Source organism: Cardiobacterium valvarum, from assembly GCF_900460955.1.
Taxonomy (GTDB): domain Bacteria; phylum Pseudomonadota; class Gammaproteobacteria; order Cardiobacteriales; family Cardiobacteriaceae; genus Cardiobacterium; species Cardiobacterium valvarum.
The window spans coordinates 2413633-2430259 of record NZ_UFUW01000001.1 but is presented as its reverse complement, the minus strand read 5'-3'; the positions used below and the strand labels follow the sequence as shown (position 1 = coordinate 2430259).

General features: G+C 55.8%; 20 protein-coding genes, 1 tRNA gene and 1 riboswitch. Of the genes, 15 read left to right on the top strand and 6 right to left on the bottom strand.

Annotated features, from left to right (window positions below; genetic code table 11):
* Nucleotides 1-9: 9 nt before the first annotated feature.
* Genes DY250_RS11805 through DY250_RS11790 form a run of 4 tightly spaced genes read left to right on the top strand, consistent with a single transcriptional unit; the run spans nucleotide 10 to nucleotide 3440 of the window.
* Nucleotides 10-633: a paraquat-inducible protein A gene (locus DY250_RS11805; protein WP_006986381.1), complete on the top strand. Its 624-nt coding sequence runs from the start codon at nucleotides 10-12 to the stop codon at nucleotides 631-633.
* Nucleotides 623-1279 (top strand): paraquat-inducible protein A, encoded by a 657-nt coding sequence (locus DY250_RS11800; protein ID WP_115612454.1) that lies wholly within the window; start codon nucleotides 623-625, stop codon nucleotides 1277-1279. Before DY250_RS11805 ends, DY250_RS11800 begins: the two co-directional genes overlap by 11 nt.
* The gene (locus DY250_RS11795) at nucleotides 1246-2877 is read left to right on the top strand and encodes a PqiB family protein (protein ID WP_115612453.1); all 1632 of its coding nucleotides are present in this window, start codon (nucleotides 1246-1248) and stop codon (nucleotides 2875-2877) included. The genes DY250_RS11800 and DY250_RS11795 overlap by 34 nt, the downstream gene beginning before the upstream one ends.
* Nucleotides 2878-2879: 2 nt before the next feature.
* Entirely contained in the window at nucleotides 2880-3440 is a 561-nt protein-coding gene (locus tag DY250_RS11790; protein ID WP_115612452.1) for a PqiC family protein, read from the top strand.
* Between the two features lie 113 nt (nucleotides 3441-3553).
* Here the strand turns inward: DY250_RS11790 and DY250_RS14795 are convergent, their stop codons facing one another.
* The 6 genes from DY250_RS14795 to dapD form a co-directional block, all read right to left on the bottom strand.
* Nucleotides 3554-3688, bottom strand: a complete 135-nt coding sequence (locus DY250_RS14795) for a hypothetical protein (RefSeq protein WP_281270388.1) — start codon at nucleotides 3686-3688, stop codon at nucleotides 3554-3556.
* Between the two features lie 3 nt (nucleotides 3689-3691).
* Nucleotides 3692-4021: a DMT family transporter gene (locus DY250_RS11785; RefSeq protein WP_115612451.1), complete on the bottom strand. Its 330-nt coding sequence runs from the start codon at nucleotides 4019-4021 to the stop codon at nucleotides 3692-3694.
* A gap of 4 nt (nucleotides 4022-4025) precedes the next feature.
* Nucleotides 4026-4484, bottom strand: coding sequence for a hypothetical protein (locus tag DY250_RS11780; protein WP_115612450.1), 459 nt, complete (start codon nucleotides 4482-4484; stop codon nucleotides 4026-4028).
* Between the two features lie 12 nt (nucleotides 4485-4496).
* Nucleotides 4497-5183 (bottom strand): 7-cyano-7-deazaguanine/7-aminomethyl-7-deazaguanine transporter, encoded by a 687-nt coding sequence (locus tag DY250_RS11775; RefSeq protein ID WP_115612449.1) that lies wholly within the window; start codon nucleotides 5181-5183, stop codon nucleotides 4497-4499.
* A 114-nt stretch (nucleotides 5184-5297) separates the two neighbouring features.
* Entirely contained in the window at nucleotides 5298-5753 is a 456-nt protein-coding gene (gene queF / locus DY250_RS11770) for a preQ(1) synthase (RefSeq protein ID WP_115612448.1), read from the bottom strand.
* Between the two features lies 1 nt (nucleotide 5754).
* A riboswitch (PreQ1 riboswitch) is annotated at nucleotides 5755-5800 on the bottom strand.
* 22 nt (nucleotides 5801-5822) lie between these two features.
* Nucleotides 5823-6641 carry a 2,3,4,5-tetrahydropyridine-2,6-dicarboxylate N-succinyltransferase gene (gene dapD, locus DY250_RS11765; RefSeq protein WP_172542361.1) on the bottom strand — a complete coding sequence of 273 codons (819 nt, stop codon included), beginning with the start codon at nucleotides 6639-6641 and terminating at the stop codon, nucleotides 5823-5825.
* Between the two features lie 110 nt (nucleotides 6642-6751).
* Between dapD and nhaA the strand changes: the two genes are divergently transcribed.
* The 11 genes from nhaA (at nucleotide 6752) to nqrF (ending at nucleotide 16621) form a co-directional block, all read left to right on the top strand.
* Complete coding sequence (gene nhaA, locus DY250_RS11760; protein ID WP_218565589.1) at nucleotides 6752-8158, top strand: Na+/H+ antiporter NhaA; 1407 nt, start codon at nucleotides 6752-6754, stop codon at nucleotides 8156-8158.
* Complete coding sequence (gene glmM, locus DY250_RS11755; RefSeq protein WP_115612447.1) at nucleotides 8155-9501, top strand: phosphoglucosamine mutase; 1347 nt, start codon at nucleotides 8155-8157, stop codon at nucleotides 9499-9501. Before nhaA ends, glmM begins: the two co-directional genes overlap by 4 nt.
* 2 nt (nucleotides 9502-9503) lie before the next feature.
* Entirely contained in the window at nucleotides 9504-10229 is a 726-nt protein-coding gene (gene tpiA / locus DY250_RS11750) for a triose-phosphate isomerase (protein WP_115612446.1), read from the top strand.
* Entirely contained in the window at nucleotides 10226-10606 is a 381-nt protein-coding gene (gene secG / locus DY250_RS11745) for a preprotein translocase subunit SecG (protein WP_115612445.1), read from the top strand. The genes tpiA and secG overlap by 4 nt, the downstream gene beginning before the upstream one ends.
* Before the next feature lie 30 nt (nucleotides 10607-10636).
* Nucleotides 10637-10721 (top strand) — tRNA-Leu (locus tag DY250_RS11740).
* A gap of 40 nt (nucleotides 10722-10761) precedes the next feature.
* Complete coding sequence (locus DY250_RS11735; protein WP_115612444.1) at nucleotides 10762-12105, top strand: Na(+)-translocating NADH-quinone reductase subunit A; 1344 nt, start codon at nucleotides 10762-10764, stop codon at nucleotides 12103-12105.
* Between the two features lie 2 nt (nucleotides 12106-12107).
* Nucleotides 12108-13253, top strand: a complete 1146-nt coding sequence (locus DY250_RS11730; RefSeq protein ID WP_115612443.1) for an NADH:ubiquinone reductase (Na(+)-transporting) subunit B — start codon at nucleotides 12108-12110, stop codon at nucleotides 13251-13253.
* A complete protein-coding gene (locus tag DY250_RS11725; RefSeq protein ID WP_115612442.1) occupies nucleotides 13246-14082 on the top strand; it encodes a Na(+)-translocating NADH-quinone reductase subunit C in 837 nt (278 codons plus the stop codon). Before DY250_RS11730 ends, DY250_RS11725 begins: the two co-directional genes overlap by 8 nt.
* A 3-nt stretch (nucleotides 14083-14085) precedes the next feature.
* Nucleotides 14086-14769: an NADH:ubiquinone reductase (Na(+)-transporting) subunit D gene (locus DY250_RS11720; RefSeq protein WP_115612441.1), complete on the top strand. Its 684-nt coding sequence runs from the start codon at nucleotides 14086-14088 to the stop codon at nucleotides 14767-14769.
* 11 nt (nucleotides 14770-14780) lie between these two features.
* The gene (gene nqrE, locus DY250_RS11715) at nucleotides 14781-15392 is read left to right on the top strand and encodes an NADH:ubiquinone reductase (Na(+)-transporting) subunit E (RefSeq protein WP_115612440.1); all 612 of its coding nucleotides are present in this window, start codon (nucleotides 14781-14783) and stop codon (nucleotides 15390-15392) included.
* 11 nt (nucleotides 15393-15403) lie between these two features.
* A complete protein-coding gene (gene nqrF, locus DY250_RS11710) occupies nucleotides 15404-16621 on the top strand; it encodes an NADH:ubiquinone reductase (Na(+)-transporting) subunit F (protein WP_115612439.1) in 1218 nt (405 codons plus the stop codon).
* Nucleotides 16622-16627: the final 6 nt, after the last annotated feature.

Sequence of the window (16627 nt, the reverse complement as noted above, 5' to 3'; positions counted from 1 at the left end):
CCCTGCAATATGTTGCATCGCGAATTGCTCGTCTGCCCCTACTGCGACGCCCTCTATCAGCGCAAAGCCCTGCGCCCCGGCGAAAATGCCTACTGCACCGACTGCGGCAGCAAAATTGACGACGGCCTCGCCGATTTCCGCAAAGCCTTCATCTACGCGCTGACGGCGCTCATCCTCTTCATCGTCGCCAACAGTTTCCCCTTTATTACCCTCAGCATGGGCGGGGACGCGACTACCATTTCCGTTTTTTCCAGCATCAAGGCGCTGTTTGATAACGACCTGCACATCCTCGGTGTCGTCGTCTTCATGCTCATCATCATCATGCCGCTGTGGTACCTGCTTGCCGTGCTGTGGGTCATCATCAGCTTCCGCTACCGCTTCCTGAACGATATCTCGCATAACTTCCTGCACTGGATGACGCATATGGCGCCGTGGAATATGCTTGAAGTCTATCTCATTGGCGTCATTGTCACCCTTGTCAAAATCCTGCAACTCGCGAGCGTCACCTTCGAGCCGGGCTTTTGGGCGTTTTGCGCGCTGATGTTCTGCTCCGTTTTCGTCACCCTCAGCTTTGACCTGAGCGATGCCGTCTTCCTCGCTTACGAACCGGAAGAAAACCGCCATGACTACTGACATGAGTACGACTACGGACAACACCGCGAGCGCGCACAATCTCCTCCTCTGCCTTGACTGTGCTACCGTGACCACCGCCCCCGCTACACGCTGTCCGCACTGCCACGGCCACCTGCACCGCCGTAAACCTGCGAGTTACAGCCGTACCTGGGCCTACCTCGCCACCGCCATCATCCTCTTCTTCCCCGCCAACCTGTTGCCGATCACCAATACCACCTACCTCACCCAACCGCCGCAGGCTGACACCATCATGAGCAGCATCGCCCTGCTCTGGCACCACGGCTCTTATGGCATCGCGCTGGTCATCTTCCTTGCCAGCGTCTTCACCCCTTTTTTCAAGATTGCTGTGCTGCTCTACCTCCTTTCACGACAAACCCCGCGCCGTCCGCCGCGCCTGCAAACCCGCCTCTACCGCTTCATCCACTTCGTCGGCCGCTGGTCGATGATTGACGTCTTCGTCGTCGCCCTGCTCGGTGCCCTCGTACATGGCCGCTTCGCGCAAATCAACCCTGCGCCGGGCATCTTCGCCTTCGCTGCCGTCGTTATCTTCACCATGCTGGCGACCGAAACCTATGATATCCGTCTCCTTTGGGACAACTACCGGAAACAATCATGCAAGAACCCGAAATCGCCCGCAACCGGCTGAGCTACCTCTGGTTGCTGCCCGTCATCGCCCTCGGCATCGGCCTGTGGCTCGCCTACTCACACCTCAGCCAAATCGGCCCCATCATCCGTATCGCCTTCACCAGTGCGGAAGGACTTGATGCGGGCAAAACCAAAATCCGCTACAAAGACCTCGAAGTCGGCACCATCACCCACATTGACCTCTCGCACGACCTCAAACAAATCATCGTGACCGCGCAAATGCAGCGCACTGCCGAACCGCTGCTCAAAAAAGACAGCCAGTTCTGGATCGTCAAGCCGCAAATCACGGCCAGTGGCGTAACCGGCCTCGGCACCCTCGTCTCCGGCAACTACATCGCCGTTAGCCCGGGCAAAGAAGGAGAGCGCGCCAACCACTTTGTCGCCCTTGAAGAAGCGCCGCAAATCCAGAATGACGAAGAAGGCCTGCGCATCCACCTCAACACCGACAGCACTGAAGGCATCAGCGTCGGCACCGCCATCTACTACCGGGGCATCCGTGTTGGACAAATCGAACAAATCCATTTCAGCGAGCGCTACGACCACATCACCCTCACCGCCTTTATCCACGCGCCTTACGACAAACTCATCACCACCAACACCCGCTTCTGGAACGTGAGCGGCATCACCTTCAACGTGGGCGCAAACGGTGCCAGCCTCGAAATGCAATCCCTGGAAACCCTGGTGCGCGGTGGCATCACCTTCAGCACCCCGACCACCCTCAATACCAACAATATCCCCGCAGAAAACGGTGCGGCTTACACCCTCTACCCGAACGAGCGCGCTACCACCGAGCGTACCGGCTTCCGCAAAGAATACTACGTCGTCTACTTCGACGACACGCGCGGCCTGAACCCTGGCGCAGCCATCTACTTCAGCGGCATCGTCATCGGCGCCGTCGTCGAAGTCCACCTGCTTTACGACGAAAAAACCAACAAGGCCGCCGTGCCCGTGCTCATCGAAATCGAGCCGGAACGCATCGAACGTGTCAACAAGCCGGAAGGCAGCGAAAACCGCAACATCATCGCCGAACTCGTCAAAGGCGGCCTGCAAGCGACACTGGACAACGGCAACCTCATCACCGGCGAAAAAATCATCACCCTGAACCAGTATCCGGACGAAAAAGGCGGCTTCCGCAAAGACGCCTACAGCAACTACCTTGTCCTGCCCTCACGCCCCGGCGGCATCAGCAAACTCACCGACGACCTTGGTACCATCGTCGCCACCGTCAAAAAACTGCCGCTGGAAGAAATCGGCGAAAACACCAAAGATGCCACCGCCGCGCTGAAAAAAGCCCTCGACACCCAGGCAGTGAAAGGCCTCGGCACGAGCCTCGACAAAACCCTGAAACAGCTTGACCGTACCCTGGCCAGCGTACAAAAAGCGGGCGACAGCACCGACCGCGCCCTCAAACAGCTCGACCAGCAACTGAAAACTCTCGGCAAACAGCTCGAAAAAACCCTGTACGGCATCGGCCCGGAAAGCAACCTTTACTACACCTTGCAAGAAACCCTGAAAACCGTCCAGCAAAGCATGAAAAGCATTAATGGCGTCATGCGCAAAATCGACGACAAACCGAACGTCCTTATCCTGGGAGAATAAACATGCGCCACACCCTGCTCATTACCCTCGCCCTGCTGCTCACCGCTTGCGGCGGCGTGCCGGATACCTACCACAGCCTGCGCCCTGACATCACCGCCGCGCCACAACACCAGGGAACCCCGACCGCCATCCGCTTCACCGGACTGCCGCCCTACTACGAAAACGAATACCTCACCTATTATGACGGCGCGGGACGTATCACCCTCGACAAAAGCCACCACTGGATCTACCCCTTCCAGGACAACCTGCGTGACGTCCTGCGCCAGCAACTCGCGAACGCTACCGGCAACAGCCGCACCTACACCTACCCGCTTGGCGAAAACAACCGCCCTGACATCCTCATCGACCTGCAAATCCGCGAACTCATCGCCGACGTGCAGGCCAAACAATACCGCCTCAGCGCGCAGTGGCAGAATACCCGCCGCGACGGCGACAAACCGGACAACCACGAATACCGCCGCCTGATACCGCTCACTGCGACCGACCCGGACAGCCTCGTCGCCGCGACCGCCACCGCCGTGCAACAACTCGCCCAGGCTATCGCCGCCAGCTTGCCGCACTGAGTCGCCAGGCGGGGTTTTATTTCCGCCGGCTCCAGTAAGAATGCTGCTTGACGGGCCCGGTGTTTACGCCGCTTGGCGGTCCCAGTATTTGCGCCGCTTGGCGGGTCTAGTGTTTACATCGCTTGGCGGTTCCAGTATTTGCACCGCTTGGCGGCCCCAGTATTTACGCCGCTCAATCTGGTGAATTCGAAGTAGCCCTCTTTGACTCGCCACAGGGTGAGGCAGATGATTTTCAGGGGGTGCCACATGGCTTAGTGTTCGGCCATACGGGAAAAGACGTTGAGGATAATGAGGCCGGCCAGGATAAAGGTGATGCCGATGATGCCGGCAGTGTCAGTTTTTTCGCCAAAGACGGCGACCCCGACGGCAGCGGTCAGTACAAGGCCGACGCCGCCCCAGATGGCGTAGGCTGCGCCGAGCGGCAGGGTTTTCAGGGTCAGCGCGAGGGCGTAGAAGGAAAGGGCGTAGCCGAGAGTCATGCCCAGGAGCGGCAGCGGACGGGTAAAGCCGTCACTGAGTTTCAGCATGGTGGTGGCGAAGACTTCGCAGAGGATGGCGAGGGTGAGGGTGAGCCAGTGCATGGGGTTACGGATTGGCGGAGGAAACGGGACGAGGTAGCCAGGCAGTGTGCGGATTGGCGATGGCGCAGCCGGTGGCCAGGATTTTGTAGCCGCGCCAGAAGCGGGCAATCCACAGGAGGTAGAGGGTGAGGATATAGGCGATGAGGGCGAGGGTGCTGGGGCGCGGCGGGGCGAAGACTTGTCCGGCGGGGCAGGCGATGGGGTCGAAGTAACGCAGGACGTGGTAGCCCGCGATGCCGAGCGCGATAGCCGCCAGCATCCACAGGCTGCTCGCCGCCTGATAGCGGTAGTGGCTGGCGAGGACAGGGCTGGCGGTAACCTTGCCCGCGCGCCAGGCGAGCAGGCTGCCCACGGGGATGGTCAGCCAGCCGATGAGCGCGCCGATGAGGAAGAGGCTGTAGTTGTCGTGCGCACGGCGCTGGTTCGGGTCGCGGTAGTAGTCTTCTTCGCTGTAGGGGGTCATGGGCGGCTCCGCTTATTCGCCCTGTGCGCAGGCGATGGGTGCGCGCTGATGCAGGGTGGTGAGGCGGGCAGTGAGGTAGCGCAGCAGGATGCCGTAGGCGGGCAGGAAGAAGAGGCCGCAGATGGCGATTTTCCAGCCGTAGTCCACCAGGGCGATTTCCTGCCAGTGTGCCGCCATGTAGGGTTCGGTACTGCGGTGGAAGGCGATGCCGAAGAAGGCGATGGTGTCAATGGCGTTGCCGGCGATGGCGGAGGCGGTCGGCGCGACCCACCACAGGCGCATTTGCCGCAGGCGGTTGAAGACGGTGATGTCCAGCAGCTGGCCGATGAGGTAGGCGGAGAGGCTGGCGATGACGATGCGGCCGACGAAGCTGTTGTAAGCGGCAAGCGCCGCGAGGCCGGTGTAGGCGCCATCGTGGAAGAGGACGGAAACGAGGTAGGAAAGCGCAAGCGCCGGCATGGTCGCGCAGAAGATGATGCGCCGTGCGAGGGACGCACCGAAGATGCGCACGGTGAGGTCGGTGGTGAGGAAAATGAAGGGGTAGGTGAAGGCGCCCCAGGTGGTTTTCACGCCGAAGATTTCAAAGGGCAGTTGCACGAGGTAGTTACTGGCGACGATGACGACGTTATGCCAGAAGGCAAGCCAGATAAGGGCGTGATGGCGCTGGGCGGCAGTGAAGGTATAGGTGGTGTTGTGCATGATAGGTTCCGGTGGGATGGTAAGAATGGGGCAGATTTTTTGGGGCGCAAGGTCCCGCTGACGCGGGATACCCTCACCCCATCCCTCTCCCGCAAGCGGGCGAGGGGCTCTGGGTTATGCCGTCAGCGGGCGGTTTAAAAGGCGGGCAGCGGCGTGTTCGGCGTAGCGGGTGCCGGGCTGGCCGTAGTTGGCGTAGGGGTGGATGGCGATGCCGCCGCGCGGGGTGTAGGCGCCATAGACTTCGATGTATTTCGGCTGCATCAGGCGGATGAGGTCTTTCATGATGATGTTGACGCAGTCTTCGTGGAAATCGCCGTGGTTGCGGAAGCTGAAGAGGTAGAGTTTCAGCGATTTGCTTTCGACCAGCAGGGCATCGGGGATGTAGGCGATGTGGATGGCGGCGAAGTCGGGCTGGCCGGTAATGGGGCAGAGGCTGGTGAATTCCGGACAGTGCAGGGTGACGAGGTAGTCGTTGCCGGGGTGTTTGTTGGGGAAGGCTTCGAGGATGTCCGGCGCGTAGTTGGACGGGATGGCGGCGTTCTTGTCGCCAAGCAGGGTAAGGTTTGTCATGGGTTTCCTAGTTTTTTCATGTGGGATGGGTTGCGAACCACAGGGGCGCTTTCGCGCCCCGCTTGGGATTTATGGACGCAGGAGGTCGTTGATACCGGTCTTGCTGCGCGTTTTTTCATCGACCTGTTTGATGATGACGGCGCAGGCGAGGCTGTGGCTGCCGTCAGCGGCGGGCAGGCTGCCGGGGACAACCACGGAACCGGCCGGGACGCGACCATAGCTGATTTCGCCAGTCATGCGGTTGTAGATTTTGGTGGACTGGCCGATGAAGACGCCCATCGAGATGACCGAGCCTTTTTCGACAACGACGCCTTCGACGATTTCGGAACGTGCGCCGATGAAGCAGTTGTCTTCAATGATGGTCGGCGCGGCTTGCAGCGGTTCGAGGACGCCACCGATACCGACGCCGCCGGAGAGGTGCACGTTTTTGCCGATTTGCGCGCAGGAGCCGACGGTGACCCAGGTATCGACCATCGTGCTTTCATCCACGTAGGCACCGATGTTGACGTAAGACGGCATGAGGACGACGCCTTTGCCGAGGTAGCTGCCGCGCCGGGCGACGGCGGGCGGAACGACGCGCACGCCTTCGGCTCGGAAACGGGCAGCGTCGTGGTGCGCAAAGCGGCTTTCCACTTTGTCGAAGTAGCGGGTGTAGCCGTGCTCAACGGGGATGTTGTCGTAAACGCGGAAGGAGAGCAGCACGGCTTTTTTCAGCCATTCGTTCACTTGCCAGCCCCCCGCCGGCAGCGGCTCGGCGACGCGCAGTTCGCCACGTTGCAGGGCGTCCAGCACTTCGTTGATGGCGGCAAGCAGGGCAGGTTCGGCGTTTGCCGGGGTGATGTCGGCGCGGCGTTCGAAGGCAGCCTCAATGGTGTGTTGCAGGGTCATACGGTTCCTTGTTTATGCGGTGGGAAAAACGGGCATTATAGTCACATCCCCCGTCCTTGCGGGCGTTCGGGTATGCCGTTCTGCATATACGGCAGGCGGCGCTTTCGTTTATGATGCTGCACCGTTTTGTTGAGGTGCCTATGTACAATTTATTTCAGCGTTCTGCTCATTCCAGTGAGGATGCCAATTCCTGGGAGCGTCTCTTCGGCAAGTTGATGACGCCGATTGAGGCGTTCACTCGCAACACATCCGCCAGCGGGATTTTGCTGATTGTCTGCACGCTTGCCGCGTTGTTAATCGCCAATTCGCCTTGGGGCGGAGCCTATCAGCATTTGCTGCATACACCGCTGGCCGTGAGTTTCGCCGGGCATACGCTGGAAATGCCGCTGCACCATTGGGTAAATGACGGTCTGATGACGTTGTTCTTCTTTCTGGTCGGCCTGGAAATTAAACACGAGATAATGGTCGGTGAGCTGTCTTCGCCGAGTCAGGCAGCACTGCCGATTATCGCCGCCTTCGGGGGGATGGTCGCTCCTGCGCTGGTGTATAGCGCTATCAATTGGGGCGGACCGGGAATGCAGGGCTGGGGCATTCCGATGGCCACCGACATTGCCTTTGCTATCGCGGTGCTGATTTTGCTCGGCAAGCGGGCGCCGCCCGGGCTGGTGACGATTCTGGTCGCGCTTGCCATCGCCGATGACTTGGGCGCGGTAGTGGTGATAGCACTCTTTTATACGGCCGAGATTCATGTTGCACCGCTCCTTGCCGCTTTCGCCTGTTTTGTCCTGCAACTGGCAATGAACCGTTTCGGTATTCGCAAATTGTGGCCGTTTTTGCTGGTGGCGATAGTGATGTGGGTGCTGATGCTGTATTCCGGTGTGCATGCGACGATTGCCGGGGTGTTGGGCGCGCTCGCGACGCCAGTACGCCGTCTGTACAACCCGGAAGAGTTCAGCCGTGAAGCACGCAAGTTACTGGATAAATTTGATATTTACCGCCTGCGCGAGCATGATTTTCTCGAATCGGAAAAGCTGGTCGGCGTGCTGCATACGCTGCACAACGGCATCAATCAGGCGCAGGCTCCGTTGCAACGTTTCGAGCACGCGCTGCATGATCCGGTGTATTTCGTGATTATTCCGCTGTTTGCCTTTTTTAATGCCGGGGTGACGATTAATGCCGCCTCTCTCGCCAATCTGGTTTCGCATCCGGTTTCGTTGGGTGTTGCAGCGGGGCTGGTGATTGGCAAGTTTATCGGTGTATTTTCTGCTGTATGGCTGAGTGTGCGTCTCGGCATCGGTCGCCTGCCGCAGGGAGTGAATTTCCGTCATATTTGCGGCATGGGGCTCCTGGCAGGCATTGGCTTCACCATGTCCATTTTCATTTCCGAACTGGCGTTCAAGGGCGAGGATTTGCTGCTGAATAATGCTAAAATTGCTATTCTTGTAGCATCTATTATCGCGAGCCTGGCGGGTTACGCCTGGCTTCGCCTGTGCAGTAACGGAGACAATCATTCATGAGCGGGACAAGGCGGAAATATTTCGGCACGGATGGCGTGCGCGGTAAGGTCGGGGTGCCCCCGATGACGCCGGATTTCGTCATGCACCTCGGCTGGGCCATCGGCAAGATGCTGAGCGATAACGGTTTCGCTGGCGACAAGGTCATTATCGGCAAGGACACCCGTATTTCCTGCTATATGCTGGAAAACGCTATTGCCGCCGGTCTTTCAGCGGCAGGTATGGATGCGCACCTGCTCGGCGTGATGCCGACTCCGGGCATCGCTTATTTCACCCGCACTTTTCACGCCGCCGCCGGTATCGTTGTCAGCGCCTCGCATAACGTGTACAGCGACAACGGCATCAAGGTCTTCGCGCGTGGCGGTATCAAATTGCCCGATGAAGCTGAACAGGAAATCGAGCGTTATCTGGAAAAGCCGATGAAGGTGGTGGAGTCGGCGCAGCTCGGCAAGCTGTACCGTATTCCCGAAGCGCGCGGGCGCTATATCGAATTCTGCAAAAACGCAGTCGCACTTGGGCTGCCGTTTGAAAAACTGAAAATTGTAGTGGACTGCGCCAACGGTGCCACCTATCCCATCGCCCCGGAAGTATTCCGCGAGCTGGGCGCACAAGTCATTGTCATGAATGCCGAGCCGAACGGTTGCAACATTAATGCGGGCGCAGGTTCTACCGCGCCGGAATCCTTGCAGCGACGGGTACGCGATGAACAGGCCGATGCTGGTATCGCTTTTGACGGTGATGGTGACCGCGTGGTGATGGTCGATCTTAACGGTCGGCTGCGCGATGGCGACGCCATTCTCTACATCATTGCCAAGTACCGCGCCTTCAAAGGCGAGCAACTCAACAATATCGTTGGCACGAAAATGACCAACCTTGGGCTGGAACGGGCGCTGAATCGCATGGGGATCGTCTTGCACCGTACCGATGTTGGCGATCGCTACGTGCTGGAATGTATGCAGGAAATTCGGGCGCGCGTCGGTGGGGAAAATTCCGGACATATTATTTGTCTTGATCGCAATTCGACTGGCGACGGTATTATTGCCGCCCTGCAAGTCCTGGCAGCGATGCTGGAAATGGAAGAGCCGCTGCACGAGTTAGTGAGAGACCTGCACATGGCAACACAGGTGATGAAAAACGTCGAAGTTGCCGATAAAAATATTGTGAACAGCCCTGCCGTGCAGCAAGCCCTGCAACAGGCGACAGAAAAACTGGGAGATGCCGGGCGCATTCTGCTTCGTCCGTCCGGTACAGAACCAAAAATCCGCGTCATGGCGGAAGGTAGCGACGAAGCACGGCTGCACGCCATCGTTGAAGAACTGGCGGCAATCATATCTCGGGAGGATTAATCATGCGAAAACCTATCGCAGCAGCGAACTGGAAAATGAACGGCGATTTTGCCCTGGTTGAGGCCTTCGCCAAACATGCCTGGCCGCAAGGCAACGTTGAAAAAATCTTTGGGCTGCCCGCTATCTATCTCGCCAAAGCCCACGAAATGGGATTGGCGGAATTGGCCGGTGAAGACGTCAGCGCTCACGCATCCGGTGCACATACTGGCGAAATCTCGGCGACTATGCTGAAAGAAGCAGGTGCGAGTTACGCCATTATCGGCCACTCAGAACGTCGCACCGATCACGGCGAAACAGAAACACTACTGATTGAAAAATGGAAACAGCTTAAAGCTCAAGGACTGAAAGTCATTTATTGCATTGGCGAGTCCCTGCAAGAATACGAAGCAGGGCAATGCGACAGTGCTCTCTTGCGCCAACTCAATCCGGTACTGGACGCAGGGCTGGTGGATGCCGATACCGTTATCGCGTACGAACCTGTTTGGGCTATTGGTACCGGTAAAGCAGCGACTGCCGATTACGCACAACAAGTCCACGCTAAAATCCGGGCCTTGTTGAGCGAACGTGCGGCAGCCGTTGCCGACAAAGTTCGTATCCTCTATGGCGGTTCCGTCAAACCTGACAACGCTGCTGAACTGTTTGCCGGTGCAGACATAGACGGTTTCCTCGTCGGCGGGGCATCCTTGCAAGCGGATGTCTTCGATAAAATCGTAGGAGCCATGGTATGACCTTGCAGCTGGTACAGATCATTTTCCTGCTGGCATGTTTGGCTCTTTGTGCGCTCATCCTGCTGCAACAATCCAAAAGCGGCGGCGGTATGGGTGCACTGGGTGGCGGTGGCGCATCCAGTACCGTATTTGGTGCACGCGGCGCCGGTACCTTCCTTTATAAAACCACGCGATTTCTTGCCGTCGTGTTCTTCGTTGGTGCATTGCTTTTGGGTTACCTGCAAAACCGTGAAGTACACCGTGATAACAGCATACTGAACCAGAAAACTGTGGCTCAGGAAGCAGAAAAAAGTGAAGCAGCGCTTGACATTCCAGCTGCTGGTGTGGATAATCCGCCGCCTGCTTCGAATACCGACGTTCCGACACCTGCCAAGTAATCACTTGGCGAAAAAGGAACGATAAAAACCGCCGACGTGGTGAAATTGGTAGACACGCTATCTTGAGGGGGTAGTGGCGAAAGCCTTGCGAGTTCGAGTCTCGCCGTCGGCACCAATAAAAATAAAGACGTAGTCTGAGGTAAGGTATTGTTAGCATGATATCTATTAAGAAAGGTTTAGACCTTCCCACCCCTGGTGTCATCAGTAGCACCAATATTCACGACATCGTCCCCACACATAACGTAGCTATTATTGGTGAAGACTACCAAGGTCTAAAGCCAACAATGCTGGTCGCCGAAGGCGATAAAGTTGTTTTGGGACAGCCCCTTTTTGAAGACAAGAAAAACCCGGGGGTGCTAATTTGTGCGCCTGTTTCCGGTATGGTCGAAAAAATTGCGCGTGGTGAAAAACGTCGTTTGTTGTCCGTCGTTATCCGCCCCGGAGAAGGCGAAGCCGTGGTCTTTGAAGCCTTTGGTGACGATGCGGCCAAAAAACTTTCCCGTGAAGAAATCGTCAAGCACCTGGCCGCTTGCGGCTTATGGGCATCCTTCCGTACCCGACCATTCAGCAAAATTCCAGCAATTGACAGTGTGCCACATTCCATTTTTGTCAACGCGATGGATAGCAATCCGTTGGCGGTTGATCCCGCGCTTGCCATGCAGAGGCGTGATGCCGATTTGCTGACAGGTCTCGCTATCATGCAGGCACTTTCCGGCGGACAAGTGCACTTTTGCCGCCGTCGCGAAACTTCAGTGCCAACGCACTATCTCAACCGTTTGGAAATTCATGATTTTGCCGGCCCGCATCCTGCCGGGTTGGTTGGTACCCATATTCATTTTATTGATCCGGTTGGTGCTGGCAAAACCGTGTGGCATCTTGGCGTACAAGATCTGCTTGCCATTGGTAAATTCTTCCGTAGTGGCATTCTTGATATGCAACGATTAGTCGCGGTCGCCGGTCCTGGAGTGAAGAAACCGTATATTGCTCGTGCCATACGTGGTACGGCAATGATGGACTTACTTGCAGATAACCTGCACGACGGCGAACAGCGTGTCATATCCGGATCGGCTCTATCTGGGCGCCAAGTCCATGACGATACTGCCTACCTCGGCGCTTACGATCAGCAAGTTACCGTTTTGCCAGAAGGGCGCGAATCCTATTTTCTCGGCTTCTTGAGACCTGGCTTTGGCTGGTTCTCACGCACTAATGCCTACATCGGTAAATTCCTGAAAAGTCCAATGCAGTTCAACACCTCCCTGCGTGGTTCTCCCCGTCCTATTGTACCTATCGGTGTGTACGAAGAAGTCATGCCGCTTGATATCTTGCCGACCCTGCTTGTGAAAGCACTGATTGTGAAAGATACCGATACCGCAATCAATTTGGGCGCACTAGAACTGGACGAAGAAGATTTAGCTCTCATGTCTTTTGTCTGCCCCGGCAAACACGATTTTGGCGCGATTCTGCGTGAGAATCTCACTCTGATAGAGCAGGAAGGCTGATTATGGCGAAACAACATTTCTTTGAAAAAATTGCACCGTTGTTTGAAAAAGGCGGGAAGTTTGAAAAACTCTTTCCGCTCTACGAAGCGACAGCGACCTTTGTATATTCTCCCCGCTTTGTCACGGCTCGTCCGTCGCATGTACGCGATGTGATAGATCTGAAGCGGGTGATGATCCTCGTTTGGTTCGCCGTATTTCCGGCGATGCTTGCTGGCTGGTATTTTGTTGGTGCACAGGCGGCACACGCGCAAGGTATTGCTGACCCTGGTCTGTTGGCGAACCTATGGTTCGGAGCGAAGCTGCACCTGCCGATCTACATCGTTACCTTTGCCGTCGGGATTGCGTGGGAAGTCCTCTTCTGTATCGTGCGCAAGCATGAAGTCAGTGAAGGCTTTTTCGTCACATCCATCCTCTTTTCCCTCACTCTGCCGCCGACTATCCCGCTTTGGCAAGTCGCTATCGGTATATCTTTTGGCGTAGTGCTGGGTAAAGAAGTCTTTGGTGGCACCGGGCGCAACTTTGTTAACCCCGCGCTCGCAGCCCGTGCCTTCCTTTATTTCGCCTATCCGGCACAAATATCCGGCGACCGTGTTTGGGTTGCCGTAGACGGTTATTCCGGTGCTACCGCTCTTAGCCGAGCAGCAGAAGGTGGCATGGATGCAGTACGCAGCCAGTTGAGCTGGTGGGATGCTTTCATTGGCAATATGCCGGGCTCAATCGGGGAAGTCTCGACTCTCGCTATCCTTATTGGTGGCGCGATCGTCCTCTTTGCTGGCGTTGCCTCATGGCGTATCGTCGTTGGTGTCTTCGCTGGTGCGACTGTCACATCACTGATGTTCAACATCATCGGTAGCGAAACCAACCATATGTTTGCCATGCCATTTTGGTGGCACTTCGTCCTCGGTGGCTTTGCCTTTGGTACCTTTTTCATGGCAACGGATCCAGTTACGGCATCGGTTACCAATACCGGACGTTATATCTTTGGCGCGCTGATTGGTGTAATGACTATCCTTATCCGCGTGGTTAATCCTGCCTTCCCGGAAGGGATCATGCTAGCCATCCTGTTCTCCAATATGTTTGCTCACGTCATTGATTATTGCGTGATGCGGGTGAATACCAAGCGTCGTCAGGAGAGAACCCATGTCTGAGAAAAAACAATCTGCTTTGGGCATCCTCAAATTTGCCACCATTGTTTGCTTGTTTTGTTCGCTGTTCGTCTCTACCGCTGCTGTGTCGCTACGCGGCTTCCAAAAACAGAACGCGGAAAACGAGAAAAAGATCAATATATTGCGTGCTGCTGGCTTGGCTGGTGCGGAAGAACGTCTTTCAACGGAACAAATCAACGAGAAATTTGCACAAATCATTCCGTTGGTCATTGACCTGAGAACAGGTGAACCAGCACGGGACAAAAACCCGCTGACCTACAACATGTATAACGCGGCGCAAAGCGATAACGAGGGACATGCCCTTATTGATGATCCGGCAGGCATTAAGCGTATTGCCAAAGAAGGGCTAGCTTATGTCGTTGCTGATGGGGATCAAATTTCCCGCCTGGTTCTGCCGATCCAAGGCTATGGACTGTGGTCCACCATGTACGGTTTTACCGCCTTGTCATTTAAAGACCAACAGCCGACGCTGACGGGCATTACTTTCTACCAGCATGCAGAAACCCCGGGGCTGGGCGCGCGTATCACCGAGCCTGAATGGCAGGAAAAGTGGGCGGATATTGTCCCTTACGACGACAACGGCAACCCACATATTGATTTGGTAAAAGTCCGTAGCCACGAAGCAAAGAACCAGGTTGATGCCATTGCTGGTGCCACCCTGACCAGTAATGGTGTCGAACACATGATGAACTTCTGGCTGGGCGAACAAGGCTACAAACCGCTGGTTGACCATATCAGGAATGGCGAAATTACCCTCGCCAATCTGCGTGACGCTTCACAAGCCGCAATCAGGCAAAAAACGGAACAATAAATCATGAGCGACAAATCTTACAATTACAAAGAAATCCTGCTATCACCGATCTTTGTCAATAACCCGATCGGTTTGCAAGTCCTTGGCATCTGTTCAGCGCTGGCGGTTACTGGCAGCATGAAAACTGCCTTCCTGATGAGCATTGGCCTGACCTTTGTGACGGCATTTTCCAACCTGTTCATCAGCATGATCCGCAACAACATCCCAAGCAGCATCCGCATCATCGTGCAGATGGCGGTTGCGGCTTCGGCAGTTATCGTAGTTGACCAGCTACTGAAAGCCTTTGCCTTCGAACTGTCCAAACAGCTTTCAGTATATGTCAGCCTCATCCTGACCAACTGTATCGTCATGGGGCGACTGGAAGCCTACGCTATGTCCAATCCGCCTATGCCGAGTTTCCTAGACGGTCTCGGTAACGGTCTGGGATACAGCGCCATGCTGCTCACGGTTGGCACTATCCGTGAAATCTTCGGCAAAGGTACTTGGTTTGATATCACTATCCTGCCTTCTGGCACGGATGGTTGGTATGCCCCGAACGGACTGATGGTATTACCGCCTAGCGCCTTCTTTATTATTGGCCTGCTCATTTGGGCGCTACGCACTTGGAAGCCCGAACAAAACGAAGCGCGTGATTACAGCGAAGCCAAAGCCGCCAAACCGATACTTATCGGCGGCATAGGGCACTGAGGAGAGCGGTTATGGAACACTATTTGAACCTGTTTATAAAATCCATCTTCATTGAGAACATGGCGCTGTCCTTCTTCTTGGGCATGTGTACCTTTCTCGCCGTTTCCAAAAAAATCACCACTGCTGCCGGATTGGGCGTCGCCGTTATCGTCGTGCAAACCCTAACCGTCCCGTTGAACAATCTGCTCTATACCTATCTGCTGAAAGAAAACGCTATCTTCTGGCAAATGTTGGGTATAGAAGTGGATATCAGCTTCCTCGGATTAATTGCCTACATTGGCGTTATCGCCTCAGCGGTGCAAATTCTGGAAATGTTCCTTGACAAGTATGCTCCTGCACTGTATTCGGCGCTGGGTATCTTTTTGCCGCTCATCACTGTGAACTGCGCCATTCTTGCCGGCTCACTCTTCATGGTTGAGCGCAGCTACAACTTCGGTGAATCTGTCGTTTACGGCGTTGGCAGTGGCAGCGGCTGGGCGCTAGCGATTATCGCAATGGCGGGTATCCGCGAAAAAATGCGCTACGCCGACGTACCCAAAGGGCTGGAAGGACTGGGTATCACCTTTATCATAGCTGGCCTGATGGCACTAGGCTTTATGTCCTTCTCTGGCGTACAACTATAAGGGGGACAAACATGGAAATATTCTACGGCGTACTCATCTTCACCGGCCTCATCATCATCCTGTCCGCCATCATCCTACTGGCGCGCAAATACCTCGTGCCGCAAGGTAACGTCAAAATACTCGTTAACGGTGAACGCGAACTGGACGTACCAATGGGCGGTAAACTGCTCAACGTTCTGGCGGATAACAAAATCTACGTCTCATCCGCTTGTGGCGGCGGTGGCAGCTGCGGTCAATGCGTCGTCAAAGTGCACGAAGGCGGTGGCGAAATCCTGCCTGTCGAGCTTAACCACATCAGCAAGCGCGAAGCACGTGAGGGCGAACGCCTGTCCTGCCAGGTTGCGGTAAAGAGCAACATGAAAGTCGAAGTGGACGAATCCGTCTTTGGCGTCAAAAAATGGGAATGCACCGTCATCTCCAACGACAACAAAGCGACCTTCATCAAAGAACTCAAACTCAAGATCCCGGAAGGTGAAGTTGTGCCTTTCCGTGCAGGTGGTTACATCCAGATCGAGTGTCCAGCCTACGACATCAAATACAGCGATTTTGACATCGCCCCGGAATACCGTGATGACTGGGAAAAATACGGCCTGTTCAAACTCGAAGCGCATAACGCTCATCCGACCATGCGCGCCTACTCAATGGCCAACTACCCGGACGAGAAAGGTATCATCATGCTCAACGTCCGTATCGCCACCCCACCGCCGAAAATCCCCGAAGCCAAGCCAGGCATCATGTCCAGCTACATCTTCAACCTCAAACCCGGCGATAAAGTCACTATTTCCGGTCCCTTCGGCGAATTTTTCGCCAAAGACACCGATGCGGAAATGGTCTTCATTGGCGGTGGTGCGGGTATGGCGCCGATGCGTTCGCACATCTTCGACCAGCTCAAGCGCCTGCATAGCAAACGGAAAATCACCTTCTGGTACGGCGCGCGCTCCAAGCGGGAAATCTTCTACCAGGAAGACTTCGATGCCCTCGCCAAAGAGTTCCCGAACTTCACTTGGCATGTTGCGCTTTCCGATGCCTTGCCGGAAGACAACTGGACAGGCTATACCGGCTTCATTCACAACGTCGTATATGAAAACCACCTGAAAAACCACCCTGCGCCGGAAGACTGCGAGTACTACATGTGCGGCCCGCCGATGATGACCAAATCCGTCATTGACATGCTGCATAACCTCGGCGTGGAAGACGAAAACATCCTCCTCGATAACTTCGGAGGCTGAAGTGCA